This window comes from Shinella kummerowiae (genome assembly GCF_009827055.1).
GTDB lineage: Bacteria > Pseudomonadota > Alphaproteobacteria > Rhizobiales > Rhizobiaceae > Shinella > Shinella kummerowiae.
Genome location: NZ_WUMK01000004.1, coordinates 83,385 through 109,093, shown reverse-complemented (window position 1 = coordinate 109,093; position 25,709 = coordinate 83,385). Strand labels below are relative to the sequence as shown.

24 protein-coding genes are annotated in these 25,709 nt (G+C 62.6%); 10 read left to right on the top strand and 14 right to left on the bottom strand.

Annotation, left to right across the window (positions count from 1 at the left end; genetic code table 11):
- Positions 1-32 precede the first annotated feature (32 nt).
- The 6 genes from GR138_RS11390 (at position 33) to GR138_RS11365 (ending at position 6,731) form a co-directional block, all read left to right on the top strand.
- Positions 33-1,025, top strand: a complete 993-nt coding sequence (locus tag GR138_RS11390; RefSeq protein ID WP_160859384.1) for a BMP family protein — start codon at positions 33-35, stop codon at positions 1,023-1,025.
- Between the two features lie 39 nt (positions 1,026-1,064).
- Entirely contained in the window at positions 1,065-2,042 is a 978-nt protein-coding gene (locus GR138_RS11385) for a BMP family protein (protein WP_160859383.1), read from the top strand.
- Between the two features lie 105 nt (positions 2,043-2,147).
- Entirely contained in the window at positions 2,148-3,209 is a 1,062-nt protein-coding gene (locus GR138_RS11380) for an ABC transporter permease (RefSeq protein WP_338091075.1), read from the top strand.
- A gap of 77 nt (positions 3,210-3,286) precedes the next feature.
- On the top strand, positions 3,287-4,219 hold the full coding sequence (locus GR138_RS11375; protein WP_160859381.1) for an ABC transporter permease: 933 nt from the start codon (positions 3,287-3,289) through the stop codon (positions 4,217-4,219).
- A gap of 5 nt (positions 4,220-4,224) precedes the next feature.
- Entirely contained in the window at positions 4,225-5,757 is a 1,533-nt protein-coding gene (locus GR138_RS11370) for an ABC transporter ATP-binding protein (RefSeq protein WP_160859380.1), read from the top strand.
- A gap of 59 nt (positions 5,758-5,816) precedes the next feature.
- The gene (locus GR138_RS11365) at positions 5,817-6,731 is read left to right on the top strand and encodes a LysR family transcriptional regulator (RefSeq protein ID WP_160859379.1); all 915 of its coding nucleotides are present in this window, start codon (positions 5,817-5,819) and stop codon (positions 6,729-6,731) included.
- 73 nt (positions 6,732-6,804) lie between these two features.
- Here GR138_RS11365 and GR138_RS11360 read toward each other — a convergent pair whose 3' ends face one another.
- Both GR138_RS11360 and GR138_RS11355 read right to left on the bottom strand, forming a co-directional pair.
- Positions 6,805-7,482 carry an aspartate/glutamate racemase family protein gene (locus GR138_RS11360; RefSeq protein WP_160859378.1) on the bottom strand — a complete coding sequence of 226 codons (678 nt, stop codon included), beginning with the start codon at positions 7,480-7,482 and terminating at the stop codon, positions 6,805-6,807.
- 5 nt (positions 7,483-7,487) lie between these two features.
- Positions 7,488-8,945, bottom strand: a complete 1,458-nt coding sequence (locus GR138_RS11355; RefSeq protein WP_160859377.1) for an MFS transporter — start codon at positions 8,943-8,945, stop codon at positions 7,488-7,490.
- A gap of 159 nt (positions 8,946-9,104) precedes the next feature.
- On the opposite strand from GR138_RS11355, the gene GR138_RS11350 reads away from it, so the two are divergent.
- The gene (locus tag GR138_RS11350) at positions 9,105-9,947 is read left to right on the top strand and encodes a MurR/RpiR family transcriptional regulator (protein ID WP_160859376.1); all 843 of its coding nucleotides are present in this window, start codon (positions 9,105-9,107) and stop codon (positions 9,945-9,947) included.
- 19 nt (positions 9,948-9,966) lie between these two features.
- On the opposite strand, the gene GR138_RS11345 is transcribed toward GR138_RS11350, so the two are convergent.
- A complete protein-coding gene (locus GR138_RS11345) occupies positions 9,967-10,371 on the bottom strand; it encodes a VOC family protein (protein WP_160859375.1) in 405 nt (134 codons plus the stop codon).
- Positions 10,372-10,651: 280 nt separating this feature from the next.
- Between GR138_RS11345 and GR138_RS11340 the strand changes: the two genes are divergently transcribed.
- Positions 10,652-11,269 carry an FCD domain-containing protein gene (locus GR138_RS11340; protein ID WP_160859374.1) on the top strand — a complete coding sequence of 206 codons (618 nt, stop codon included), beginning with the start codon at positions 10,652-10,654 and terminating at the stop codon, positions 11,267-11,269.
- 55 nt (positions 11,270-11,324) lie between these two features.
- Here the strand turns inward: GR138_RS11340 and GR138_RS11335 are convergent, their stop codons facing one another.
- The 5 genes from GR138_RS11335 to cysG form a co-directional block, all read right to left on the bottom strand.
- Complete coding sequence (locus GR138_RS11335) at positions 11,325-12,137, bottom strand: ferredoxin--NADP reductase (RefSeq protein ID WP_160859373.1); 813 nt, start codon at positions 12,135-12,137, stop codon at positions 11,325-11,327.
- A 203-nt stretch (positions 12,138-12,340) separates the two neighbouring features.
- Positions 12,341-12,841: a DUF934 domain-containing protein gene (locus GR138_RS11330; protein ID WP_160859372.1), complete on the bottom strand. Its 501-nt coding sequence runs from the start codon at positions 12,839-12,841 to the stop codon at positions 12,341-12,343.
- 11 nt (positions 12,842-12,852) lie between these two features.
- Entirely contained in the window at positions 12,853-14,529 is a 1,677-nt protein-coding gene (locus tag GR138_RS11325) for a nitrite/sulfite reductase (protein ID WP_160859371.1), read from the bottom strand.
- Positions 14,530-14,539: 10 nt separating this feature from the next.
- On the bottom strand, positions 14,540-14,857 hold the full coding sequence (locus tag GR138_RS11320) for a DUF2849 domain-containing protein (RefSeq protein WP_160859370.1): 318 nt from the start codon (positions 14,855-14,857) through the stop codon (positions 14,540-14,542).
- Position 14,858: 1 nt separating this feature from the next.
- Positions 14,859-16,298, bottom strand: coding sequence for a siroheme synthase CysG (gene cysG, locus GR138_RS11315; protein ID WP_160859369.1), 1,440 nt, complete (start codon positions 16,296-16,298; stop codon positions 14,859-14,861).
- Between the two features lie 197 nt (positions 16,299-16,495).
- Between cysG and GR138_RS11310 the strand changes: the two genes are divergently transcribed.
- Both GR138_RS11310 and mazG read left to right on the top strand, forming a co-directional pair.
- Positions 16,496-17,083: a deaminase gene (locus GR138_RS11310; protein WP_160859368.1), complete on the top strand. Its 588-nt coding sequence runs from the start codon at positions 16,496-16,498 to the stop codon at positions 17,081-17,083.
- Between the two features lie 8 nt (positions 17,084-17,091).
- A complete protein-coding gene (mazG, locus tag GR138_RS11305; RefSeq protein WP_160859367.1) occupies positions 17,092-17,943 on the top strand; it encodes a nucleoside triphosphate pyrophosphohydrolase in 852 nt (283 codons plus the stop codon).
- A 7-nt stretch (positions 17,944-17,950) separates the two neighbouring features.
- On the opposite strand, the gene hflX is transcribed toward mazG, so the two are convergent.
- From hflX to GR138_RS11275, 6 genes are all read right to left on the bottom strand, one after another.
- Positions 17,951-19,273, bottom strand: coding sequence for a GTPase HflX (hflX, locus tag GR138_RS11300; RefSeq protein WP_160859366.1), 1,323 nt, complete (start codon positions 19,271-19,273; stop codon positions 17,951-17,953).
- A gap of 77 nt (positions 19,274-19,350) precedes the next feature.
- Positions 19,351-19,593 carry an RNA chaperone Hfq gene (hfq, locus tag GR138_RS11295; RefSeq protein ID WP_023514954.1) on the bottom strand — a complete coding sequence of 81 codons (243 nt, stop codon included), beginning with the start codon at positions 19,591-19,593 and terminating at the stop codon, positions 19,351-19,353.
- A 100-nt stretch (positions 19,594-19,693) separates the two neighbouring features.
- Complete coding sequence (locus tag GR138_RS11290; RefSeq protein WP_160859365.1) at positions 19,694-20,557, bottom strand: D-amino-acid transaminase; 864 nt, start codon at positions 20,555-20,557, stop codon at positions 19,694-19,696.
- Positions 20,558-20,565: 8 nt separating this feature from the next.
- Positions 20,566-21,942 carry a Trk system potassium transporter TrkA gene (gene trkA, locus GR138_RS11285; RefSeq protein ID WP_160859364.1) on the bottom strand — a complete coding sequence of 459 codons (1,377 nt, stop codon included), beginning with the start codon at positions 21,940-21,942 and terminating at the stop codon, positions 20,566-20,568.
- A gap of 29 nt (positions 21,943-21,971) precedes the next feature.
- The gene (gene ntrX / locus GR138_RS11280; protein ID WP_160859363.1) at positions 21,972-23,336 is read right to left on the bottom strand and encodes a nitrogen assimilation response regulator NtrX; all 1,365 of its coding nucleotides are present in this window, start codon (positions 23,334-23,336) and stop codon (positions 21,972-21,974) included.
- A complete protein-coding gene (locus GR138_RS11275) occupies positions 23,326-25,596 on the bottom strand; it encodes a sensor histidine kinase NtrY-like (protein WP_160859796.1) in 2,271 nt (756 codons plus the stop codon). Before GR138_RS11275 ends, ntrX begins: the two co-directional genes overlap by 11 nt.
- Positions 25,597-25,709: the final 113 nt, after the last annotated feature.

The window sequence follows — 25,709 nt, the reverse complement described above, 5'->3', positions numbered from 1 at the left end:
GGGATTGATATGCAATCTAATGGGAGGAACAAATGAAAAAGACTGCATTTTCACGTCGTTCACTGCTTGCATCCACCTTCGCATTGGCCCTCGCCGGCTCGATCTGGCAAGCGCCGGCCCATGCCGGCGACTTCAAGATGGGCCTGCTCGTGCCCGGCAGCGTCGCGGAGGAAGGCTGGAACCGGATCGCCTATGACGCGCTGAAGCGCGTCGAAAACGAACTCGGCGCGAAGATCAGCTATGTCGAGCTGGCCGACAACCCGGCCGCCTTCGAAAAGGCCTTCCGCGACTATGCGAGCCAGGGATACCAGGTCGTCCTGGGGCACGGTTTCCAGTTCCAGGACGCCGCCCTCACGACGGCGGAAGAGTTTCCGGATACCGTTTTTCTCATCTCGTCGAGCAGCGTCCATGAAGGCAAGGTGATCGGCCTCAACACCGATGCCAGCCAACCGTTCTATCTCATGGGCGTGATCGCAGCGACGATGGGCAAGGGTGCCGGCCTCATCGGCGGCATGGAAATCCCGCCCATCGCGCATGCCTTCGAGGGTTTCCGGAGGGGCGTCGAGAGCGTGAAACCGGACTTCCCCGTGTCGACGGTGTTCATCAACAGCTTCACCGATGCAGGTGCCGCCAAGGAAGCCGCCGTCAGCATGATGTCGCAGGGCGCCGACTTCGTCGTTCCCAATGCGAACGCTGCGGGACTGGGTGTCATCCAGGCCGCACGAGAGGCAGGCGCGCAATCCGGCACATTCAGTGTGTACAGCGACCACACGGACGTCGCCCCCAAGAACATCCTCGGCACGTTCATCGCCGATTACGGTCAAGGCATCGTTCGCATCGTCTCCGGCATCCGGGACGGCGCCGTGCCGCAAAGCAATGTCGACTTCGGCCTGAAGGATAAGGACGTCATCAAGTTCACCTTCAATGACGAAGCCGCCAGAACGATACCGCAGGACCTGCGCAAACACCTGGAGGAGGTGAGCGCGAAGATCGCTGCGAGCGAGATCCAGACACGCGCGAAATAAGCGCGGCTTTTGGGAACTTATCAAATGGGAGGAACATCAATGAAACTTTCAAGAAGAACATTTCTGGAAGGCGTGGCGGCTCTGTCCATCGCCGTTTCCGTTCCGGCAATGGCGCATGCCGAGGACCTGAAAATGGGCCTACTCGTGCCCGGCAGCGTTTCGGAAGAGGGATGGAACCGGATCGGCTACAACGCGCTGAAGGGCGTGGAGGAACAGCTCGGCGCCAAGATCAGCTATGTCGAGCTGCAACAGAACCCGGCCTCCTTCGAAAAGGCTTTTCGCGACTATGCCAGCCAAGGCTACAAGGTCATCCTCGGCCACGGCTTCGAATTCCAGGACGCAGCACTTGAAGTCGCCCTCGATTATCCGGACACCTACTTCCTGATCTCGTCGAGCAGCATCCATGAAGGCAATGTCATCGGCCTCAACACCGATACCAGCCAGCCCTTCTACCTGATGGGCGTCATCGCCGCGAAGATGGGCCGCAAGGCCGGTCTCGTCGGCGGCATGGAAATTCCGCCGATCCAGCAGGCCTTTGCCGGCTTCAAGAACGGCGCCAAGAGCGTCAACCCGGATTTCCCGATCAGCGAAGCCTATATCGGCAACTTCACCGATACGACGGCGGCCAAGGAAGCGGCACTGAGCATGATCTCGCAGGGGGCCGATTTCGTCGTGCCGAACGCCTCGGGCGCCACGGTCGGCGGCTATCAGGCAATCTCCGAATCCGGCCCGGACGTGCGCTCCTTCTCGATCTTCAGCGACTTCACGCCGGTCGCGCCCAACAACATTCTCGGCCTCTACGTCGCCGACTATGCCCAGGGCGTGGTGGAAGTCGTGCGCACGATCAAGGATGGCAGCCCGCCGACGGAAAACGTCGTCTTCGGCCTCAAGGACCCGAAGGTCATGTCCTTCACCTTCCGCGACGACGGCCCGGTCTCCGTGCCGGAAGACATTCGCGCCGAGGTCAAGGCGATCAGCGACAAGATCGCGGCTGGCGAGATCAAGACCGGCGAATAACCGGGCCGCGCTGCGGCCGGCCATCCGGCCGCAGCGCATCCTTGCGCGCCACATCAACATCCGGATCGATCCATGGAACAGGTAAACCAGGGAGTGCGTGAGAACGTGTATCCTCAAGCAGCCCAAGCCCTCTACCGGACGCTCTCGCAGGTCGCGATCAGCGCCGTAACACCTCTTGCGGCGGTCATCGTCGCCCTCGCCTGCGGCGCCGCCCTGTTGTGGCTCAACGGCTTCAACGGAAGCGACGTCGTCACGGTCATGATTTTCGGATCATTCCAGGACATGCGCTCGGTCGGCGAAATCCTGCTGAAAGCGACCCCGCTCATCCTGATCGGCGCCGGGCTCTGCGTCGCCTTCCGCTGCAAAATCTGGAACATCGGCGCCGAGGGCCAGCTCTATGTCGGGGCGATCGCCGCGACCTTCGTCGGCACCAGCATCGACGGCCTCTCGGTCTGGGTGCATGCGCCGCTCGTCATGCTGGCGGGTGCGATCGCGGGTGCTGCCTGGGCCGGCATCGCCGGCTATCTGAAGGTGCGTTTCCAGGCGAGCGAGATCGTCACGACGATCATGCTCAACTACATCGCGATAATCCTGACCAGCTATCTCGTCACCGGGCCGATGAAGGATGCGAGCGCTGCCTATCCGCAGTCTGCCCGCCTGGTGCGGGAAGCCTGGACGCCGCGCATCGTCTCCGACATGCGGCTCCACGTCGGCATTCTCGTCGCGGTGGTGCTGGCGGTCGCACTCTACATCTTCCTGCAAAGAAGCAGCCGTGGATTTGCCCTGCGCGTCGTCGGCCAAAATCCGCATGCGGCGCGCTATGCCGGCATGAATGTCGGCCGCAACATCATGATCGCCATCTGTATCAGCGGCGCGATGGCCGGGCTTGCGGGCGCCTTCGAGGTCGCCGGTGTCACACACCGTCTCTACCAGAACATTTCGCCCGGCTACGGCTTCGAGGGCATCGCCGTGGCGCTGCTCGCCGGCAACAACCCACTGGCGGCAATCCTCTCGGGCGGGCTGTTTGCGACATTGCGATCCGGTTCCGAAGTCCTCCAGATCACCTCGCAAGTGCCGCAGGTCCTTGTGCTCGTCATCCAGGGCATCGTCATCCTCTCGGTCGTCGCCTTCGCCAAGCTGCGTGACATCATCAGGATCGTGGCCTGAAAGAATGGAAACTCCCGCAAGGAACTTACCTTGCGTGAAAACAAAATCTTAGGCGACCTTCCTGAAGGATTTTCTTAATGGACGACATGATGTTCCTCACCTTCCTCGCGACGCTGGTCGGCGCCGCCTGGAGGCTTGCGACACCCCTCATCTTCGCCTCGATCGGCGAGGTCTTTTCCGAACGGGCGGGCGTGCTCAATATCGGCCTGGAAGGCACCATGCTCGTCGGCGCCTTCTGTGGCTTCGCGACGGCCTTTGCGACCGACAGCGTTCTCCTGGGCCTTCTGACCGGGGTGCTGGGCGGCATGCTGTTCGGCCTCGTCTTCGCCTTCTTCACGATCACCATCAAGGCGGACCAGATCGTGGTGGGCGCAGCGCTCAACCTGCTCGGCATGGGACTGACGGCCTTCCTCTTCCGCACCTACTATGTCTCGACCGGCAAGGGCATCGAGATCGCCCAGCCGGTGCATATTCCCTGGCTCAGCGACCTGCCCTTCCTTGGCGAGGCCTTTTTCCAGCAGAACCTCATCGTCTATTCGACGATCCTCGTCGCGATCCTCGCCACGCTCGTGCTCTACCGCACCTCCTTCGGCCTGACGCTGCGCGCCGTCGGCGAACATCCGAAGGCCGTCGATGTCGCCGGCCGGAATGTCGCGGCCTATCGCTATGGCGCGGTCCTCGTCGGCACGGGGCTTGCGGGGCTCGGCGGTGCGTTCCTGACGCTCGGCCATTCCAACCAGTTCGTCGAAGGCATCACCTCGGGTCGCGGCTTCATCGTGCTGGCTGTGGTCGTCTTCGCACGGTGGTCGCCGATCGGCGCGTTCTTCGTCTCGCTGCTCTTCGGCCTGTTTTATGCCTTGCAGCTCATGCTTCAGGCGCAAGCGTCCATCGTCGTGCCCTATCAGGTCCTGCAGGCGCTTCCCTACATCATGACGATCATCACGCTCGTCGTGGTTCGCGGCAAGGGTGCAGCCCCCGGCAAACTCGGCCAGCCCTACGAGATGAGGTAACGGACATGTCCCAGAAACCCTTCCTGCGCATCGACAATATTCGCAAGCGCTTCGGCCCGATCGTTGCCAGCGACGGCGTCTCGCTGGAGATCCAAGAGGGCGAGATCCATTCGCTGCTCGGCGAGAACGGCGCCGGCAAGAGCGTGCTGATGAGCATGATCTGCGGCATGGTTCGCCCCGACGAAGGCGAGATCATCTACAAGGGCCAATCGGTGCGCTTCAACAGCCCGCGCGAGGCGATCCGCCAGCACATCGGTATGGTGCACCAGCATTTCATGCTCGTGCCGAACCTGACGGTGGCGGAAAACTACATCCTCGGCCAGGGCTCGGCGCTGCGCGTCATCAACGACATGGACGAGGTTCATGCGAAAATCCGTGAGCTGAGCGACCGCTATGCGCTCGACGTGCGCCCGGATGCGCTGATCGAGGATCTTTCCGTCGGCGAACAGCAGCGCGTCGAGATCCTGAAAACCCTATTCCATGGCATCGACCTGCTGATCCTCGACGAGCCGACCGCCGTGCTCACCCCGCAGGAGACAGACCGTCTGCTGGCCCTGATGCGCGACCTCGTCAAGGATGGGAAGACCGTCGTCTTCATCTCGCACAAGCTGGACGAGGTGATGCGCGTCAGCGACCGCATCAGCGTCATGCGCGACGGGCGGGTTGTCAACACCGTGAATGTTGCCGACACGGATGCGCGCGGACTTGCGCGCATGATGGTGGGCCGTGACGTCGGCATGGAGTTGGCCCGCAACCCCGCCAACCCCGGCCCGCTCGTGCTGTCGGTCGAAAATCTCACCTGTCGCAGCGAAACCGGGCTTCCCGCCGTCCGTGGCGTGAGCCTTCATGTGCGCGCCGGCGAGATCGTCGGTATTGCCGGCGTTTCCGGCAATGGCCAGACCGAACTGTCGCTGGCGCTGTCCGGCCTGCTGCCGGTCGATGGCGGTCGCGTCGTGCTCAACGGCAAGGATATTACGGGCCTCGACCCCGTCCGCATCAATGCCAGCGGTTTTTCCCACATCCCGGAAGACCGGCACAAACACGGTATCGTCATGTCGATGTCGCTCAGCGAGAACACCGTCCTCCAGCGTTACGACCAACCACCCTTTGCCGCACGCGGAATGCTGAACCGCCGCATGATCAGCGAGCATACCCGCGATCTCATCAAGCGCTTCCGCATCAAATCCCGCGACGAGGATCAGCGGATCGGCGACCTGTCCGGTGGCAACCAGCAGAAGCTGGTGGTCGCGCGCGAACTGGCACGCAATCCGGATTTCATCCTCGTCAACCAGCTCGCCCGCGGCATCGACATCGGCGCGATGGAGTTCGTCATGGAGGAGATGCTGAAGCAGCGCGACAGCGGGCGGGCCATCCTGCTCATCTCCACGGAGCTTGAGGAACTCTTCGCGATCTGCGACCGCATCCTCGTGATGTTCCATGGCGAAATCCTCGGCGAGCTGCCGCCGGACCGCACCCGCCTCGATGAACTCGGCTTGCTGATGGCCGGTAAAACGGAACAGCCGGCGCTTGCGGGCTAGACAGGGATGGGTGTGGCAGCGTTTGATGGCAGCCGCATAAACAGGAGGGCAGCACGCCCATGAACATAACCCTGCGGCAACTCAGGGCCTTCATCGCGGTAGCCGAGCTCGGCCAGTTCAATCTCGCCGCCCGCAATCTCCACCTCACCCAGTCGGCTGTCAGCATTCTCGTCCGGGATCTGGAAGCGGAGATCGGCGTGCGCCTGTTCGACCGGCACACCCGCATGGTCTCGCTCACCCTCGTCGGCCAGGAATTCCTGCCCCAGGCGCGAAAAATCCTGAAGGACCTGGAACTGGCCGTCGGCGACGTGCGCGACAATGCTTCGCTCAAGCGCGGCCAGGTGACGGTTGCCGCGGCGATCGTGCTTGCCGCGACCGTCGTGCCGCCAATCCTCGCGCGGTTCCTGCGCATGTACCCGGAAATCACCGTCAACATTCGCGACATGCCCGAAGAGCAGATCAGCCCCGCCCTCAAGCGCAACGAGGTCGATATCGCGATCGGCACGCTTTCGGAAGACGATCCCGAGATTGCCGCCACATCGCTGCTGCGCGACAAGCTGATGTTCGTCTGCCGGGAGGATCACCGTTTCGCCAAGCGCAAATCCGTGCGCTGGGCCGAATTGAAGGACGAAACCCTCATCACGCTCGCCGCGTCCAATCCGTTGCGCAACATCGTTGAGCACAATCTCATCCGCGTCGTGCCGAGCTACCGGCCGAAATACGAGGTGCGCTTCTCGACCACCGCCATCAGCATGATCGCCGCCGGCATGGGCGTCGCCGTTTTGCCGGAAAATTCAAGCCAGCTCGCGTCCGCCGTGCGGGTGATGACCGTCGACCTCATCGAGCCGCATGTCATGCGCGATGTTTCCGTGCTGCAACGGCGCCATCATAGCCTCTCGCCGGCTGCCGAACATTTGAAAGCCGTGTTCATTGCCTGGGCAGCGGAGAAGACGGGATCCACTGTTCGCAGTTGAGGGCGCCCCGCTGTTGGCGGAAGCGCCCTGTCTTTGCTTTTCACAGATCCGGTTGGAGCCGGCCTACAAAGTTTCACATCGCCTGTGGCACGCTCGTGCCCTGCCCGATCAGGCCGATGAGCCGTTCTACCGCCGCGGGGATCGGCCCGATCACCGGCGTATCGAAGACCTGCCGCAGCCGGTCTGCGGCCTGGCCGAGCGGGCCGCCGCCGATGATCACGGCCTCCGCACCGTCGAGTTCGATGCAGGCACGCACCGCGCCCGCAAGCGCCTCGGCCAGAAGGCCGGTATCGGACGCAAGCGCGACCGGATCGCCCTCCGTGCAACGCACACCCGTATAGAGATGGCCAAGGCCGAGGTCATGGGCGCGTTGGTCGATGGCTTCGATCAGGTCCGGCGTCGAGGTTGCGACGCCGAACTTCTGGCCGCCCTGCGAAGCCTCGATCATCGAGGCCTCGCAGATGCCGACCACGGGAACCGCGACCTTGCCGCGAAGCTCGGCCAGGCCGGGATCGCCGAAGGCGCTGACGATGATGCCCGCACAATCCCGGCCGTGCGCGGTGCCCAGCTCGACCACCTGCGTGGCAGAGGCTGTCAACTGCTCGGGCGTGACGATCATGGCCGGGCTGCGGCTGGCCGTCACGGCCTTCACGTCCAGCCTCTCGGCTGAAGACCGCAGCGCGATGGCCTGCATCATGTCGCTGGTGGTCTCGGAACTGTTGGGATTGATCAACAGTATGTGCGGGGTCATTACGGTTATGCTCCTGCCTTGAGGGGTTCGACGGCGATGTCCTCGCTCTTGCCGATGACATCCGCACGCTGCGTGAGGTCTTCCATCGACATGCCGTAGGTTTCCGGCCCGAGGCGGATGCAGACGGCGAAGACCGCATACATGGCAGCCGCGAGGCCGAAGACGCCGCCCATGCCGTAAGCATCGAACAGGGCGCCCGAGATGGTCGGCACGAAGGAACCGGCAGCCGAGCCCGTCGCCAGGATGAAGGCAACGCCGAAGGCGCGGATACGGGTCGGGAAGAGTTCCGGCGCATAGATCCAGATCGAGGTGTTCAACAGAAGCACGAAGAACTGGAAGAGCGCGCCGAAGAACAGCACCAGATAGATTGTGGTGCCGAACTGCATGATGGAAAGCGCCGCAAGGCAGGCGCAGATCGCACCCACGGTCAGCACGCGCTTGCGGGGGAAGTAATAGCCGAACATCGAAGCAGCAATGGCGCCGAGAACGCTGCCGCTCTGGATGATCATGCTGTAGAGCAGGCTACCCTGCAGCGTGTAGCCCATCGAGACGAAGATGATCGGCATCAGCGTGAGCACGGAAAGCTGGGCGCCGTAGCTCATCAGGATGGCGATCGATACCGGAATGATGCGGCCGAGGAACGGTGCGCGGAAAAGTTCCTTCCAGGCGCCCTTGGCGCGTGGTGCGTCCTGCTCGTTTTCCTTGGAGAGATATTCCTTGACGACGAGGTTACGCGGCCGGAGCGATCCGGATTCCAGCACCGAAAGCACCTTGTTCGCTTCGTCGATGCGCCCTTGTGACGCCAGGAACCGCGGTGTTTCCGGCACGTAGCGACGGTAGAACACCACCAGCAGCGCCGGCAGTGCAAGCGAGGCAAACAGCCAGCGCCAGCTATCCTCGCCCGGGAAGATGCTGAAGATCATCAGCCCGTAGACGGGTGCCAGGAAGTTGCCGAAACCGCCCGCGCCCACATTGACGAGGCCGGCCGCCGTTCCGCGGAATTTCGGCGAGCAGAATTCCGACAGCATGGTGACCGCCGTCGAGATTTCCCCGCCGACGCCGAAACCGACGATCGCCCGGGCGATGCACAGGAACATGAAGTCCGGTGCCAGCGCGCAGGCGGCCGAGCCGAGCGAGAACAGCAAGAGATTGATCGTCAGCATGACGCGGCGGCCGTAGCGGTCGCCGAGAATGCCCGAAAGCAGGCGCCCGATGGCCGCGCTGCCAAATGTGATCGTATTCAGGAAGCCGATATCCGTGCCGGTCAGGCCCCAATGCTCCTTCAGGAGCGGGCCGGACACGCCGATCGTGTTCTGTTCAAAACTGTCGAACAGGCACCCGATCAGCACCAGCGCGATGATCTGCTTATGCGCGCCGGTAACCCCGATACGGGTGAGCGCTCCCTCCAGTTGACGGATTGCCGGCGATGATTTGCCGGACTGCACCATACCTTCTGCTGCCATAGTCTCCTCCTCTTGGCATCAGCATGAAAATCAATTTTCATATATTACATCAATGAAATCATCTTTTCAAGAAACTTGATGACAGTTTCACCACACACGCTTGCGAAGTCCGGCCAGTCCGTTACAACCCTGATTTAATGAGAGAAGGCGATGAATGAGATGAGCTCCACGGATCGTTCGTTCCTGTTTCGCGTGCGGGATGCGCTTGAAGGTCTGCATCCTGCCGAGCGTCGACTCGGCGACTTCGTCTGCGACTTTCCGGGGGAGCTTGCGAGCTACTCAGCCTCCGAACTCGCCAAGCTCGCCCAGGTCTCCAACGCGACGGTGACCCGCTTCGTCCGGCGCCTCGGCTACGAGAACTACGAGGAAGCGCGCCGCCATGCGCGCGAGGAAAAACAGACCGGGTCGCGCCTGTTCCTCGCCGCCTCAACCGATGCCGCGGCGGCTCAGTCGGTTGCCGCCCACGTCGCCCAGGGCATCGCCAATCTGGAGGGCACCTTCGCGACGATCACCGACACGCAGGTGGATGCGGTCGCGGATGCGATCCTCAATGCGCGCAAGACCTGGGTGCTTGGTTTTCGCAGCAGCCACGCCTTCGCCGACTATCTGCAATGGCAGATGACGCAGGTGGTGGAAAACATCGTCGCCATTCCAGGCGCCGGCCAAACGCTTGGCGAACACCTCGTCAGTGTCACCGACAAGGATGTCGCGATCGTTTTTGGCCTGCGCCGGCGCATCGCGCAGATGGAGACCATCCTGTCCGCCATCGAGAAGAGCGGTGCCAAGCTTCTCTACCTGACGGACGAGGGTGTCGCGCACCGCGCGACGGCAACGTGGCACTTCCGTTGCCAGACACTGGCACCGGGGCCGCTGTTCAACCACGTCTCGGTCATGGCCATCTGTCACCTGATCGCAACGCGCGCCATCGAACGGGCCGGCGCCGCCGGTCGCACGCGCCTGCGCGGTATCGAGCGCTTCGGCGACACGCTGGAGGAACTATAGCCGCCCCGTCACGGCCGCATCAGGGTCGGCCGTCGGTGAACTCGATGAGATCCCAGAGATTGCCGTAAAGGTCCTTGAACACCGCGACGATCCCGTAGTCCGCGGTCTTCGGTTCCCGTTCGAAGGCCACACCCTTTTCGACCAGGGCATGATAATCGCGCCAGAAATCATCGGTGCGCAGGAAGAGGAAAACCCGCCCGCCCGCCTGATCACCGACATAGCGCGCCTGATCGGGCGACGACGCGCGGGCAAGCAGGATCGAGCAGCTGCCCGTTCCCTTCGGCCGCACCACCACCCAACGTTTGTCCTGTTCCGCCTGGTACGTGTCGTCGACCAGTTCGAAGCCAAGCGTGTCCACGTAGAAGTCGATGGCTTCGTCATAATCGCGGACGATGAGCGCAATATGGGCGAGGCTCTGGTTCATGAAACGTCTCCTCGGAACGGCTCGGCGCAAATTGGTCGGGCGGCATCCCATCGCGGGAAACAGCGCCCACCCTGCATAAGGCCGGGCATCCGCTGCCGTCAATGTCGATGCTGTCGTCGATGGAATGGCGGAAAATGGCGACTTCTAGCACGAAAGATCCCGCAAGACGCTGCGGGAACCGGCACCTCTGGCTTTCGCGCACACGCATTGATATATCAGGAAACTCGTCGTTCGATTTACGGCATGTTTATGTGTGATATATCAGTTGGAGCGCCGGAACGTGGACAACGCGGCATCGCAGGCCCACCTCGCCTACCTCACCCTCGAGGGGCTGATCGTCACGCTCAAACTGAAACCGGGCTCGCTGGTGACTGAGCGCCAGCTCATCGAACTTGCCGGCCATGGCCGCACACCGGTGCGCGAGGCGATCCAGAAGCTCGAATGGCAGGGATTGATTGCCGTGCGCCCGCGCGCCGGCTTGCAGATCACGGCAATCCGGCCGGATGACCATGCCCATGTCATGGCCACGCGCCGGCAGCTTGAACCCCTCGCCGCTGCCCTCGTGGCCCAGCACGCCGACGACGATCACCGCGAACAGCTCGTCGCCTGTGCGCAGGCCATGACGGCCTGCTCGATCCATTCCGATGTGGAGGGCTTTCTTGCGGCCGACAAATCCTTCGACGAAATCATGGAGCAAGCCTGCCCCAACCGCTATCTGACAGCGGCGCTCGCTCCCCTGCAAACCCATTCACGCCGTCTCTGGTTTACCCGCGCCGACAACCGGCACATGGATGGTTCGGTGGAACGCCACGTGAAGGTCATCCGCGCCATCCGCAACGGCGATAGGCTCGCTGCCGAAGCGGCGATGACCGACCTGATCGACTATCTCTCCGCGTAAGCACAAACAAAAAGGGCGACCCGAAGGCCGCCCTGCATTCTTCCTGTTCGCCAAATCAATCGACGAAGGCGCGCTCGATGACGAACTCGCCGGGCTTGTTGTTGGAGCCTTCGACGAGACCCGCCTCTTCCAGCAGAGCCTTGGTTTCCTTCAGCATCGCCGAGGAGCCGCAGATCATGCCGCGATCCACGGCCGGATCGAAATGCGGCACGCCGAGATCGGCGAACATCTTACCATTGCGAATAAGGTCGGTGATGCGGCCCTGTTGCGCGTAATCCTCACGGGTCACGGTCGCATAGTGGCGCAGCTTGTTGCCGACCACTTCCGCTAGGAATTCATGGTTGCGGACTTCCTCGACAAGGTCGAAACCGTATTGCAGTTCGGCGACTTCGCGGCAAGTATGCGTCAGGATGACTTCGTCGAACTTTTCATAGGTTTCCGGATCGCGCATCAGGCTCGCGAAGGGCGCGATACCGGTGCCGGTAGAGAACATGTAGAGGCGCCTTCCGGGCGTCAGCGCATCGAGCACGAGCGTGCCGGTCGGCTTCTTGCGCATCAGCACGGTATCGCCCGGCTGGATCTGCTGGAGATGCGACGTCAGCGGGCCGTCCGGCACCTTGATCGAGAAGAATTCGAGTTCCTCGTCCCAGGAGGGGCTGGCGATCGAATAGGCACGGTAGACCGGCTTCTCGCCGACCATCAGGCCGATCATAGCGAACTCGCCGGAGCGGAAGCGGAAGCTTTCCGGGCGCGTCATGCGGAAGCTGAACAGGCGATCCGTATAATGCCGCACGCTCGTCACCGTCTCGGCGAAAACACCGGCGGGAATGGCGGGTACGAAATCTTCGGTCTTGGCAGGTGCGTTCATTTCGGGATCGATCCTGGCTGCGTCGGAAAATCTTGACGATAGGCAGATATTACATGTTGAGCGGCAAAGGAAGGTATTCCGTTCCAATGCGCCGATTGGCCGCGCAATAGTTCTCTTTTTCGTGCTGCGCGGCTTTGATCTCGCGCAAGTGTAGAACGCGATTGCGGCCTTTCACAGGCCCGCCCGGAAGGCGGGCCTGGAAATCAGGCCCGACGACGCCAGCTATAGGAACCGACCTCTTCCGAAGGGCGGGCCGTCGGCTGGTAGTGATTGTCGATGCCCGGCAGCCGGTTTTCCGCAAGCCGCTTCAGCGCGGTCGCATTGGTGACGGCAAAGCTGTCGATGCCACAGCGCAGCATCAACGGAATCTGGTCGATCAACACATCGCCGACCGCCCGCACCTCACGCGAAAACCCGAGGCGCGCACGCAACAGCGACGCATGGCTGAAGGCGCGACCATCGTTGAAGGCCGGGAAAGCGACGGCCACGAGCGCCAGCCGGTCGAGATGACCCTCCAGCTTGCGCACATCGTCCGCCGGATTGATCAGCACGCCGAGTTCCGTGTCATCACTTTCCGATACCTTCACCAGGAAGTCGTCGAGGCCGAGAATGGCCTTTTCGTTCGAGCCGGCCTTTGTCTCTTCCGTCTCGATGATCCACGGATCGTCGGTCACGAAGCCGGATTCGTTCCAGATTTTCGTCATGATCGCTCCCTTCAGGCTGCCGCTGCCGCCGCTTTATCACCGTAGAGCGCATCCTTGAAGGGTTGCGGTCCGACGCGGCGATAGGCGACAAGGAAAGTTTCGGAAGGATCGAGACGCAGACCCAGATAGGTATCGACGATCACCTCCACGGCGTCCGTCACCTTTTCCGGTTCGAAGCCGCGGCCGATGATCTCGCCGATCGAGGTGTTCTCGTCGCCGGAGCCGCCGAGCGTGATCTGGTAAAGCTCCTCGCCCTTCTTTTCCACGCCCAGCAGGCCGATATGGCCGACATGGTGGTGGCCGCAGGCATTGATGCAGCCGGAAATCTTGATCTTCAGTTCGCCGATCTCCGCCTGGCGCTCGGGCGCACCGAAGCGCAGCGAAAGCTCCTGTGCGACAGGGATCGAGCGGGCATTGGCCAGCGCGCAATAATCCAGCCCGGGACAGGCAATGATATCCGTGATCAGGCCGGCATTGGCGGTTGCGAGGCCCGCGGCGACGAGACCACGGTAGATCGGCTCGAGATCGGCCAGCGCCACATGCGGCAGGATCAGGTTCTGCTCATGGCTGACGCGGATTTCGTCGAAGGCGTATTCTTCCGCGATGTCGGCGACGGCTTCCATCTGCGTATCGGTCGCGTCGCCCGGAATGCCGCCGATCGGCTTCAGCGAAATCGTCACCATGCCGTAGTCGGGATGTTTGTGCGGCTGGACATTGTTCTGCACCCAGCGGGCAAAATCCGCATCCGCCTTCTTCCATTGCGCAAGACTCGCCCAGCCCTCGGCGCGGGGCGCCAGGTCCGGCGGCGCGAAATAGGCGGAGATGGCGGCGACGTCCCGTTCCGGCAGCTTCAGCTCGCTATCCTTGAGGGCAGCGAACTCGACGTCCACCTGCCGCGCCAGTTCCTCGGCGCCCGTCTCGTGCACGAGAATCTTGATGCGCGCCTTGTACTTGTTGTCGCGCCGGCCATGCAGGTTGTACACGCGCATGATCGCCGTCGTGTAGGACAACAGGTCCTCTTCCGGCAGGAAGTCGCGGATCTTCTTGGCGATCATCGGCGTACGGCCCTGCCCGCCGCCGACATAGACGGCAAAGCCGATCTCGCCCTTTTCGTTCTTCTTCAGGTGCAGGCCGATATCGTGCACCTGGATGGCCGCGCGGTCGCGCTCGGCGCCGGTGACGGCGATCTTGAACTTGCGTGGCAGGAAGGAGAATTCCGGATGCACCGACGACCACTGGCGCAGGATTTCCGCGTAGGGCCGCGGATCGGCGACCTCATCGGCGGCAGCCCCCGCGAAATGGTCGGCCGTCACGTTGCGAATGCAGTTGCCCGAGGTCTGGAGTGCGTGCATCTCCACGGTCGCGAGATCGGCAAGCGCGTCCGGCAGCTCGTTCAGCTTCGGCCAGTTGTACTGGATGTTCTGGCGCGTGGTGAAATGGCCGTAGCCACGGTCATATTTGCGCGCGATATAGGCCAGCATGCGCATCTGACGCCCATTCAGCGTGCCATAGGGAATGGCGACGCGCAGCATGTAGGCGTGCAGCTGCAGATAGACGCCGTTCATCAGGCGCAGCGGCTTGAAGGCATCCTCCGCCAATTCGCCGGACAGGCGGCGACCGACCTGATCGCGAAACTGTTCAACGCGGTCGGAGACAAAGGCGTGGTCGAATTCGTCGTAGCGATACATGCAAAGTCCCTCAGGCGGCCGGTGCGGCCGTCGCAATCAAGCCGGCATAACCGGCGGCGTAGGAAATCGACGGGCCTTCGGCGCGGATGCGTTCGCGCATGCGCAGCGGTCGAAGGACACCATCGAATTCTTCGACGTCGACGACGTTGACGTCAACCACCTTGTTGTCGGCATAGGCCTGCTTGCCGGTCGCTTCCAGCGCCTCGACGGCCTCCTTGTGGCGCGCCACGAAGGCGGACTGGAGGTGCTCGTTCCAGGTGCCGGCGGCGTCCAGCCAGACGGAGATGCCGTCGGAAAGTCGATTGGCTGTCAGAACCTTGTCGGCCATGTCATGCTCCCAATGCTGCTGTATCACGAACCGTCTCGCGCTGGGCGAGCGGTGTGGAATGTTCGAAATTGGCGCCGGCAACGGCCTCGCCGATGATCACCATGACCGGACCGGACAGTTCGTCGCGATGCTCCAGGCCCGGAAGATCCTTGAGCGTGCCGTGCAGCAGCCGCTTGTCGCGGCGGCTGGCGTTCTCCACGACGGCGACGGTCGTTTCGGCCGGCAGACCGGCATCCATCAGTCGCGCGGCGACGGAGGCGGCCACGGTGCGCCCCATATAGACGGCAACGGTGGCGCCGGAAATCGCAAGACGCGCCCAGTCCGGCAGGACCGCGCCCGTCAGGTCGTGGCCCGTCGTGAAGACCAGCGAGGAGGCAACGCCGCGCAATGTCAGCGGCAGTTCGAAATCGGCAGCCGCCGCGAAGGCGGAGGTAATGCCCGGCACCACCTCATAGGTCACGCCCGCCTGGCGCAGCGCCGCCATTTCCTCACCCGCGCGACCATAGACCAGCGGATCGCCGGATTTCAGGCGCACGACACGTTTTCCCGCCTTACCAAGCTCGACGAGCAGATCGTTGATCTCCTCCTGCGACTTTGAGTGACAGCCCTTGCGCTTGCCGACGGACAGGCGCTCGGCATCGCGGCGCCCCATGTCGACGATCGCCTGCGGCACGAGCGCGTCGAAGACGATCACATCGGCCTCCATCATCACGCGCTGGGCGCGCAGCGTCAGCAGGTCTTCGGCGCCCGGGCCGGCACCGACGAGCCAGACATGGCCCGCGGCCTTGCCTTGCGAATTCAGAAGCGTGTTGGCGGCGCGGCGCGCCAGTTCGGTATCGCCATTGTTGAGGGCATCGGCGACGGCGCCCTGGAAGAAGTGGCGCCAGAAGACGCGGCGCGTCACGCCGCGCGGCAGGATACGGTCGACGGCCTGCCGATAGCTGTTGGCCAGGCTCGCAAGACGGCCAAGCGACGGCGACAATATCTGGTCGACCTGCGCGCGGATCATCTGCGCCAGAACGGGGCCTGCGCCTTCCGTGCCGATGGCAACGGCGACCGGCGCACGGTTGACAAGCGCCGGCGTGAAGAAGTCGCAATGATCCGGCTGGTCGACGGCGTTGACCGGAATGTGCAGTTCGCGGGCGGCTGCGACAATAGTGCGGTCAGCCGCTGCATGCCCCGTCGCCGCGAAGACCAGCGTCGCATCCGCGATCGCCGGCTTCGAGAAGGGCACGCGAACGAGCACAAGGCCCTTGTCAGCGATGAACCGGGCGAAATCCGCCTCCGGCTCTTCCGCCAGAATAACGATCCGGGCATCCGTGTTGAGCAGGAGGCGCGCCTTGGCAAAAGCCTCGTCGCCAGCGCCCACGACAACGACCGTTCTGCCGGTGGTGCGGAAGAACGCCGGGAATGTCGAAAGCTTCTGCTGCGATTCAGTCATGGTTTGGTCCGGTTGAAGTTTGCGCACTATCGCCAAAAATGGCCACAAACAAAAGAAACAGAAATTCCAATGCCCAAGGAGGGGCGTATTGTTTTACTCCGAGGTTCGGCATTTTGAGCATAAGTCACCGGACGCTCTTGCCCCCTTGCCCGGGCGCCCGGTAAGGATGCCAGCATATCACAATCGGGGATCCCATCATGGACCAGGCCGCCCTCGCAAAACGTCTGCTCGACGTCATGGAGTTCGATATCCTGCCGCTGACACGCGACGGCGTCGCCGCCGGCAACAAGATTTTTGGCGCCGCCATCCTCCGCAAGACCGACCTTTCGCTGGTCTTGGCGGAAACCAACAACGAGACGGAAAACCCGCTGTGGCATGGCGAAGTGCACACGCTGAAGCGCTTCTACGAGCGTGTGGAAAGGCCAAACACCAAGGACTACGTCTTCCTCTCGACGCATGAACCCTGCTCCATGTGCCTTTCCGCCATCACCTGGGCCGGGTTCGACAATTTCTACTACTTCTTCAGCCACGAGGATTCGCGCGACAGCTTTGCCATCCCGCACGACCTGCGCATCCTGAAGGAAGTTTTCCGGCTCGAGCCGGGTGGGTACGCAAAGACCAATGCCTTCTGGCACTCCGCCGCCATCGCCGACCTCATCGCCACCGCCGACGAGACCGCGAAAACGGACCTCAAAAAGCAGGATGCCGAAATCCGCGCGGCCTATGACAGGCTTTCCGAAAGCTACCAGTCCGGCAAGTCCGACAACAACATCCCGCTGAACTGAGATTGATCATGGAACCGAGCCGCGACATCGAGCGCCTGATCGAGATCATGGCTGTCCTGCGCCAACCGGAAACCGGCTGCCCGTGGGATGTCGTCCAGACCTTCGAGACGATCAAGCCCTATACGATCGAAGAGGCCTACGAGGTCGCGGACGCCATCGAGCGGAACGACATGGACGACCTTTGCGAGGAACTGGGCGACCTCCTCCTGCAGGTGGTTTTCCATGCTCGTATGGCGGAGGAGCGCGGCGAATTCGATTTCGGCAATGTCGTCGAGGCGGTGACGCACAAGATGATCCGCCGCCACCCGCATGTCTTCGCCCGCTCGGACGCGGACACGCCCGAGGCGGTGAAACTGCAATGGGACGACATCAAGCAGGCGGAAAAGCGCGAACGCAAGGAGCGCCGAGCACGGCGTGGGCTGCCGGACGATCCGTTGCGCGGCCACCTTGGCTCCGTGCAGCGGTCTTTCCCCGCCCTTGTCGAAGCCCTGAAACTTCAGGAACGCGCCGCCAAGGTGGGCTTCGACTGGTCGGAGCCAGCCCCGATCCTCGACAAGATCGAGGAAGAAATCGGCGAGTTGCGCGAGGCGCTGCAGAACGACGACCAGAAGGCCGTCGCCGACGAACTCGGCGACCTGATCTTCGCGCTGGTCAATATCGGTCGCCATGTCGGCGCCGATCCGGAAATGGCGCTGCGCGGCACGAACACCAAGTTCCGCAACCGCTTCTCCCATATCGAGGAGAGTCTCAGCGCCAATGGCGAAAGCCTGGAGGCGGCAACGCTGGAGCGCATGGAGGAACTTTGGCAGGCCGCCAAGCAGATCGAACGAAGCTTGGATAACGCAACGTCAGCAAAGTGACGTTGCGTTAGCGCTCCCAGTCCTCTCGCTGAGCCTTCTGCCCAATACCCAGCCGGCGATCGAGTTCAGCCGCTTCGGTTTCCGTCAGCCGCAGTTCCAGCCGTACATTGCCGTCTTCCATATCTTCGCGGAGATCGATGATCGAATGATCGTAGATCCACGGCAGAAGCTGCAACTGCATCACCGGCACGATGACGTCACGATCGACGAGCACGCCGGAAAGCCGCTGGTTGATTTCGCCAAGCAGCGTATCGACGCCCTCGCCCGAAATCGCGGAAACGGCGATCACGTTCGGCTGGTTCTCGGACTTCTGCACGAGCGCATCGCGCGCCTCCGGCTCCAGCCGGTCGATCTTGTTCCAGACTTCGAGGATGCGCTCGGCGCCATCCTTCTCGTCGATGCCGAGATCGCCGAGGATGCGCAGCACGTCCGACGATTGCGCGCCATTGTCCGGGTCGGACATGTCGCGCACATGGAGAATGAGATCCGCTTCCAGCACTTCTTCCAGCGTGGCGCGGAAGGCCGCGACAAGGTGGGTCGGCAGGTCGGAGATGAAGCCCACCGTGTCCGACAGGATGACGGTGCGGCCCTGTGGCAGCTTCATGCGTCGCAACGTCGGATCGAGCGTTGCAAACAGCATGTCCTCGGCGAGAACCCCTGCCCCGGTGATCCGGTTGAACAGCGTCGACTTTCCGGCGTTGGTGTAGCCGACAAGCGCCACGATCGGGTGCGGCACCTTCTTGCGCTTCGAGCGGTGGAGCTGGCGGGTGCGGCGCACCTGCTCCAGCTCGCGTTCCAGCTTGATGATCTTGTCCTGCAACAGCCGGCGGTCGGCTTCGATCTGCGTTTCACCCGGACCACCCATGAAGCCCGCGCCACCGCGCTGGCGTTCAAGGTGGGTCCAGCTGCGCACGAGACGGCCGCGCTGGTAGTTGAGATGCGCCAGCTCGACCTGCAACGTGCCTTCCTTGGTGGAGGCGCGCCGGCCGAAGATTTCGAGGATGAGGCCCGTCCGGTCGATGACCTTGGCGTTCCATTCCTTCTCGAGGTTGCGCTGCTGTACAGGCGTCAGCGGATGATCGACGATGACGAGGCCGGCATCGTGCTCGTCGAGCGACTCCTTGATTTCCGCGATCTTGCCAGTGCCGAGCAGCGTGCCGGGTTTCGGCTGGCTGACGGGCACGACAGCGGAGTGGACAATGGTCAGGTCGATGGCACGGGCGAGGCCGACAGCCTCTTCCAGGCGTGCCTCGTCGGAGCGTGCGACAGCGGTCGGATTGGGCTTGGCGCGCGCCGCCTTCAAGACAGGTGCTATGACGACAGCGCGCATATCGTCCCGGCGTTTTTCGACGTCCGGGACGATGGAATCCGTGTTTACATCGGTTTTGCTAATTTTCTTGGGTCCTGTCAGGAGCCGCTTTCCTCGGTCTCGAACATCTGCAACGGCTGGCCCGGCATGATGGTCGAGATCGCGTGTTTGTACACGAGCTGCGAGTGACCGTCGCGACGGAGAAGCACGCAGAAGTTGTCGAAAGACGTAACAACCCCGGTCAACTTGACCCCGTTGATGAGAAAGATTGTCAGGGAAATCTTTTGCTTGCGAACGGTATTAAGAAAAAGATCCTGCAGGTTTTGAGAACGTTCCGCCATCGCGCCGCTTCTTTCTGATTGCCGGCCCTTGAGACCGGTTGACTGAAAATAAAATTGTCCCCAGGCCCGGCAAGAAATTCCCGGACCGTCGATTCTGGTATCAAATCGCGGTCTTCTCCGCAACGGCGAAAAAGGCATCCCGGATTTTCTGCGCCGTCATGCCCGGATGGCCGTTGGCGATCGTTTGCCCGTCGATGGAAACCACCGGCAGACAGATCGTCGTCGCCCCGGTGATGAAAACTTCCCTCGCCTCCAGCATATCCGCAACCGAAAAGCGGCGCTCCTCGACATCAATCCCAAGTTTTTTCGCCACGTCCAGCAGCGTCGTGCGCGTGACGCCGCGCAGGATGGCGTGATCGGCCGGGCGCGTGGCGAGTTTTCCGGCACGGTCGACGATCCACAGATTCGTCGCACCACCCTCGGTGACGTAGCCGTCGGCATCGACGAAAATCGCCTCTTGCGCGCCTGCCTCCTTTGCCTGCTGGCGGGCCAGCACATTCGGTAACAGGCCGACGGTCTTGATGTCCACCCTGCCCCAGCGATTGTCGGCGACCGTAACCGCCTTGATGCCCGCCGCATATTTCGCGGCGTTTACAGCAGGATTCATCGCCTTCGCCGTCACGATGAGCGATGCACGCACCTCTGGCGAAGGGAAAACGTGGTCGCGTTTCGCCCGGCCGCGTGTCACCTGGAGGTAGACCATGCCGTTGACGACGCGATTGCGGCGGAGCACCTCGCGCATGACGCCCGTCAGAACTGCCCGGGGCATGGGCGGACGAATGCGGATTTCGCCAAGCGACCGGTCGAGCCGGTCGAGATGGCGCGTGATGTCGACGATGAAGCCCTGTTGCACCTGACAGACTTCATACACCGCATCGGCAAACACGAGGCCACGGTCATCGATATGCACGGCAGCATCGGCATGGCGCACATAGCGGCCGTTGACATAGGCAAAGCGAGGCATGGGTACCCTTAGAAATACTGGATGCTGACGCGGAACAGTTGCTCGACATGGCGCACGGCCGCGGCAGCGGCGAAGAGCACCACCCGGTCCTTCGCCTTGATCTTCGTATCGCCATCAGGGCGAATCACCGCCTTGTCGCGGTAGATCGCACCGATACGGATGCCGGGCGGCAGTTCGATCTCGCGCAGCGGCTTGCCGACGAGCGGCGACGTCTCCAGGGCTTCCGCCTCGATAACCTCGGCCGACCCTTTCTGCACCGCGTAGACCGAGCGGATGCGGCCCTTGCGCACGTGTTGCAGAATGCCCGAAATCGTCACGGCGCGCGGATTGATATGGGCGTCGATACCGAGCGTCTTGGTGAAATCCTGATACATCGGGTCGTTGACCAGCACGAGGTTCTGCTTGCAGCCGAGGCGCTTGGCCATCACGCTGCCGAGAATGTTGATCTGGTCGTTGTTGGTCAGCGCCACGATCAGGTCCGCATCCTGGATATCGGCCTGCAGCAGCATCTTCTGGTCGAGCGCCGAACCGTGCAGCACGACGGCATTGCGCAGCTTGTCGGCCACGACAATCGCACGCTCGCGGTCGCTCTCGATGATCTTCAACCGGGTCTTCGGCTGATAGTCCTCGATCGTCTTGGCGACAAAATAGCCGATATTGCCCCCGCCGGCGATGACGATGCGCGCGGCCTCCTGCTCCTCGTGGCCGAACAGTGCAAGCGTGCGGCGCACATGCCCCCTGTCGCAAACCACATAGGCCAGATCGCCCGAATGCAGCTGATCGGTGGAGTTCGGCACGGAAAGCTTGCCGTTCGAGAAGATGCCGGTGACGGTGGCATTCAAATCGGGGAAGAGTTCGCTCAACTGCTTCAACGGCGTCTCGACGACCGGGCAATCCTCCATGCACTCGATCGCCACCATGACGATGCGATCGTCGGCAAAGCGCACGACATCGGTCGCGCCCGGGAAGGAGATGCGCCGCAGCACCATCTTGCCGACTTCCACCTCCGGCGAGATAGTGACGTCGATCGGCATGTCATCGCGCGAGAAGAGATCGGAATATTCCGGCGCAAGATAGCTCTGGGCGCGAATGCGGGCGATCTTGGTTGGCACATTGAACAGCGAATGCGCCACCTGGCAGGCGACCATGTTGATCTCGTCGAACAACGTGACGGCGATCAACATGTCGGCCTGGTCGGCGCCGGCCTTGGCCAGCACCTCCGGATGCGCGCCATGGCCGACGATACCGCTGACGTCGAGCGTCTCGGTGATGGCAGCGATCAGCGACGGTTGCGTGTCGATCACCGAAACGTCGTTACCCTCTTCCGAGAGCCGTTCTGCGATACCGTATCCGACGCGTCCGGCGCCGCAGATGATGACTTTCATACCCTAAACCCCGTAGTCCCTGGACGGCCTTATACGCCAAGCGACTTCAGTTTGCGATGGAGCGCGGAGCGTTCCATGCCGACAAATTCGGCGGTACGGGAAATGTTGCCGCCGAAACGATTGATCTGGGCGATGAGATAGTCGCGCTCAAACATTTCACGCGCCTCACGCAGCGGCAGCGTCATAATGTGCTGGTCGCCCTGAGTCGAAATCTTCGGCAGCATGTCACCCACTTCCGTCGGCAGCATATCGGCGGTGATCGGCGTATCCGGGCCGTCGCTGCGGGCGAGAATCATCAGGCGCTCGATATTGTTGCGCAACTGGCGGATGTTGCCCGGCCAGTCGTGGGCTTGCAGCACGGCAAGCGCATCGTCACCGATTTTCCGCGCGCGGATGCCCGCCTGCTCGCTGACCTGGCGCATGAACATGTCGACGAGGAACGGAATGTCCTCACGGCGCTCCGCCAACGGCGGCACGCGCACCGGCACGACGGCGAGGCGGTGGTAGAGGTCCTCGCGGAAACCGCCCTCGGCGATCAGACTTTCGAGATTGTAGGCTGTCGAGGAAATGATGCGCACATCCACCCTCACCCGCTTCGAACCGCCGACGCGCTCGAACTGCTGGTCGACGAGTACGCGCAGGATCTTGTTCTGCGTCTCGCGCGGCATTTCACCGATCTCGTCGAGATAGAGAATGCCGCCATGGGCCTCTTCCAGTGCGCCTGTCTTGCGCGCCTGGCCGGGCGTGCCTTCCGTCCCGAACAGCGCGACTTCCATGCGTTCCGGCGTGATCGCCGCAGCGTTGAGCACGACGAACGGTCCCGTCGCACGGGTCGATTTCCGATGGATCATGCGCGCCACCAGCTCCTTGCCGGAACCGGACGGGCCGAGGATCATGATTCGGCTGTTGGTCGGCGAGACCTTGTCGATATTCTGGCGCAACTGCGAGACGGCGACGGAGGTGCCGATCAGCTCCGCCGGATCGCCGGAACGCTTCTTCAGCTCCGTCACCTCGCGGCGCAGCTTGGAATTCTCCAGCGCCCGCTCGGCGATGAGAATAAGCCGGTCCGCCTTGAACGGCTTCTCGATGAAATCATAGGCGCCGCGGCGAATCGCCGAAACGGCCGTCTCGATATTGCCGTGGCCCGAAATCATCACGACCGGCAGGTCCGGATAGCGGCTCTTGATCTCGTCGAGCAGCGCCAGCCCGTCGAGTTTGCTGCCCTGCATCCAGATGTCGAGGAAGATCAGGCGCGGCACGCGGTCGCTGATCGCGGCGAGCGCGCTGTCGCTGTCATAGGCGGTGCGCGTTTCGTGCCCCTCGTCCGAAAGGATGCCCGAGACGATCTCGCGAATGTCCTCTTCGTCGTCGACTACGAGAATATCAGACGCCATGGCTCATTTCCTTGCTCTTCTTGTCCGCACCGATGGCCACCGTTTCCTCGTAGGGCAGGATCACGCGGATCATTGCCCCGTGGCCATTGTCGAAATCCGCGGGGGCATCATGCAGTTCCAACTGCCCGCCATGGTCTTCGATGATCTTCTTCACGATGGCGAGGCCGAGCCCCGTGCCCTTCTCGCGCATCGTCATATAGGGTTCGAGAATACGATGCCGGTTCTCCGTCGGCAGGCCCTTGCCGTTGTCAATGACGTCGACGACGAACCGCCGTCCAGCATCGTCGGGCGTCGCGCGAACGAAAACCTTGCGCTCCTCGCGCGACCCGTCCGGCGGCAGAGCCTCGATCGCCTCCACGGCATTCTTGATAAGATTGCCGAAGGCCTGGCCCAGCATGCGCGCATCGAACAGCCCCGTCAGCGGCACCTCGCCCAGTTCCTTGTGGAAAGTGACGTGATTGTTGCCCATTTCGCGCAGGAACACCGCATCCTTCAGGATGTTGCGTAGGTCCGAACGCTCCTTGGTCGGCTTGGGCATGCGGGCGAAGGACGAGAACTCGTCCACCATGCGGCCGATGTCTTCGACCTGCCGCACGATCGTATCCGTACACTGGTCGAAGACCGCCCGGTCCTCTGGGTCGATCTGCTTGCCGTAGCGGCGACGGATGCGTTCTGCGGAAAGCTGGATCGGCGTCAGCGGGTTCTTGATCTCGTGTGCGATGCGCCGCGCGACGTCCGCCCAGGCCGTCGAGCGCTGCGCGATGACGAGGTCGGTAATGTCGTCGATCGTGACGACATAGGATTCCTTCGCATCCTTCGCCTCCTCGCGCGTCACCTGCACGTTGAGCGTCCGCTCCTTGCCGCCATGCATGACATTGACCTGCTTGCGATGGTCGTTGCGGTAGCGGCTCGACCCTTCGGTGAGCACGGCGGCGATTTCCGGCGCCACCTCCGCCAGCGGCTTGCCGATGAGATCGCCGGCATTCCGACCGAGCAGCAGTTCTGCCGAGAGGTTGGCGATGGTCATCCTGCCATCGTCCTCGACGCCGATAACGGCGGCGGTCACCCCGGAGAGCACGGCCTCGATGAACCGGCGGCGATGTTCGACCTCGTCTTTCGCGTCGAGAATCTGCGCCTGCTGCGCACGAATTTCCGCGATCATCTTGTTGAAGGTGCGCGAAAGGTTGCCGACGTCGCCGTCCACCGCGCGCACCGGCACGCTTACATCGAGATTGCCGGAGGCGACGCTGTCAGCAGCGCCGATCAACTGGCGGATGGGCCGAACAATCCGGTCGGCGACGGCGATTGCCGTCCAGATCGCGGCAAGCAGCACGATGAGGGCAAAACCGAGATAAAGCACGCCGAAAGCGATCTGCAACGTCGTGCGACCGGCTTCGAGAGCCCGGTATTCCGCCGTGTTTTCCTCCATCAGCCGCATCGAGCGCATGACTTCGGGATCAACTGTGCGGATCGTGTAGAGGAAGGCATTCGGGATGTTGTCGAGCTTGATGATGGCGCCGACGAGGTTCGTCGTCCCCGGCGGAATGAGCGTCGGCTGGCCCGCGGCGGAGGCGCGCAGCGCTTCCTCGGGAACTGCCGGCAGCGGGCTTTCCGTGTGGATGTTGGCCTGAACGAGGGTCGAACCGTCGGCGCGCAACAGGAAAGCGCCGAGCATGCCGCGGCCGCGCGCCTGTCGCGTCATCAATTCTATGAAGCCCGTCCGGTCGAGGCTGTAGAGCTGGCGATTGCGATCGAGGTCGTTCGCCATCGACACGGTCTGCCCCTGAAGGTAGCTCGCATTCTCAAGCATATAGGCCTGCGCCACATTAAGCGACGAGCTGACGATCGACTGGGTCCGGATCGAGAACCAGCGATCGAGGCCGACATCCAGCGTGATGGACGCAAAGATCGCCACCAGCACGGCCGGCGTGATCGCGACGATGGAGAAAAGGGCGACGATCCGCACATGCAGGCGTGCCGCGGCTCGGCCGCGCCTGCGGGCCCGCAAAAGTCGCAGGATTTCGCGGCCAATCAGGAACATCAGGCCGACGATGAAGATTGCGTTGATGGCCGCCGATGCGATGACGACATTCGCTTCAGGCTTGATCGGCGTCAGGCCGAGCAGGATGAACAGCGAGATCGTCCCGGCGACAAGCGCGCCACCGGCAAGCAGCAGGCCTGGCAAGGCAAAGGACGCGCGGCGGTCGCCGCCCGTTCCCGCGTCGTTCGTTGCCGAAAGCAGGCTCGCGCCTTCATTCATCTGCCGCATCGCTTCCCCGACCGGATACCCGAAGGGCGCCGGCGCTTTTCTCGTGTTTTCCGGAGTAGCGCCGATCGCGCAGGGATCGGCTGCATTCGCACCCGTATCCAGAA

Bases quoted from the DNA above. Each gene is read 5' to 3' on its own strand.
- GR138_RS11390 (WP_160859384.1), top strand. From the start codon at position 33: ATGAAAAAGACTGCATTTTCACGTCGTTCACTGCTTGCATCCACCTTC.
- GR138_RS11385 (WP_160859383.1), top strand. From the start codon at position 1,065: ATGAAACTTTCAAGAAGAACATTTCTGGAAGGCGTGGCGGCTCTGTCC.
- GR138_RS11375 (WP_160859381.1), top strand. From the start codon at position 3,287: ATGGACGACATGATGTTCCTCACCTTCCTCGCGACGCTGGTCGGCGCC.
- GR138_RS11370 (WP_160859380.1), top strand. From the start codon at position 4,225: ATGTCCCAGAAACCCTTCCTGCGCATCGACAATATTCGCAAGCGCTTC.
- GR138_RS11365 (WP_160859379.1), top strand. From the start codon at position 5,817: ATGAACATAACCCTGCGGCAACTCAGGGCCTTCATCGCGGTAGCCGAG.
- GR138_RS11360 (WP_160859378.1), bottom strand. From the start codon at position 7,482: ATGACCCCGCACATACTGTTGATCAATCCCAACAGTTCCGAGACCACC.
- GR138_RS11355 (WP_160859377.1), bottom strand. From the start codon at position 8,945: ATGGCAGCAGAAGGTATGGTGCAGTCCGGCAAATCATCGCCGGCAATC.
- GR138_RS11350 (WP_160859376.1), top strand. From the start codon at position 9,105: ATGAGCTCCACGGATCGTTCGTTCCTGTTTCGCGTGCGGGATGCGCTT.
- GR138_RS11345 (WP_160859375.1), bottom strand. From the start codon at position 10,371: ATGAACCAGAGCCTCGCCCATATTGCGCTCATCGTCCGCGATTATGAC.
- GR138_RS11335 (WP_160859373.1), bottom strand. From the start codon at position 12,137: ATGAACGCACCTGCCAAGACCGAAGATTTCGTACCCGCCATTCCCGCC.
- GR138_RS11330 (WP_160859372.1), bottom strand. From the start codon at position 12,841: ATGACGAAAATCTGGAACGAATCCGGCTTCGTGACCGACGATCCGTGG.
- GR138_RS11325 (WP_160859371.1), bottom strand. From the start codon at position 14,529: ATGTATCGCTACGACGAATTCGACCACGCCTTTGTCTCCGACCGCGTT.
- GR138_RS11320 (WP_160859370.1), bottom strand. From the start codon at position 14,857: ATGGCCGACAAGGTTCTGACAGCCAATCGACTTTCCGACGGCATCTCC.
- cysG (WP_160859369.1), bottom strand. From the start codon at position 16,298: ATGACTGAATCGCAGCAGAAGCTTTCGACATTCCCGGCGTTCTTCCGC.
- GR138_RS11310 (WP_160859368.1), top strand. From the start codon at position 16,496: ATGGACCAGGCCGCCCTCGCAAAACGTCTGCTCGACGTCATGGAGTTC.
- mazG (WP_160859367.1), top strand. From the start codon at position 17,092: ATGGAACCGAGCCGCGACATCGAGCGCCTGATCGAGATCATGGCTGTC.
- hflX (WP_160859366.1), bottom strand. From the start codon at position 19,273: ATGCGCGCTGTCGTCATAGCACCTGTCTTGAAGGCGGCGCGCGCCAAG.
- hfq (WP_023514954.1), bottom strand. From the start codon at position 19,593: ATGGCGGAACGTTCTCAAAACCTGCAGGATCTTTTTCTTAATACCGTT.
- GR138_RS11290 (WP_160859365.1), bottom strand. From the start codon at position 20,557: ATGCCTCGCTTTGCCTATGTCAACGGCCGCTATGTGCGCCATGCCGAT.
- trkA (WP_160859364.1), bottom strand. From the start codon at position 21,942: ATGAAAGTCATCATCTGCGGCGCCGGACGCGTCGGATACGGTATCGCA.
- ntrX (WP_160859363.1), bottom strand. From the start codon at position 23,336: ATGGCGTCTGATATTCTCGTAGTCGACGACGAAGAGGACATTCGCGAG.
- GR138_RS11275 (WP_160859796.1), bottom strand. From the start codon at position 25,596: ATGAATGAAGGCGCGAGCCTGCTTTCGGCAACGAACGACGCGGGAACG.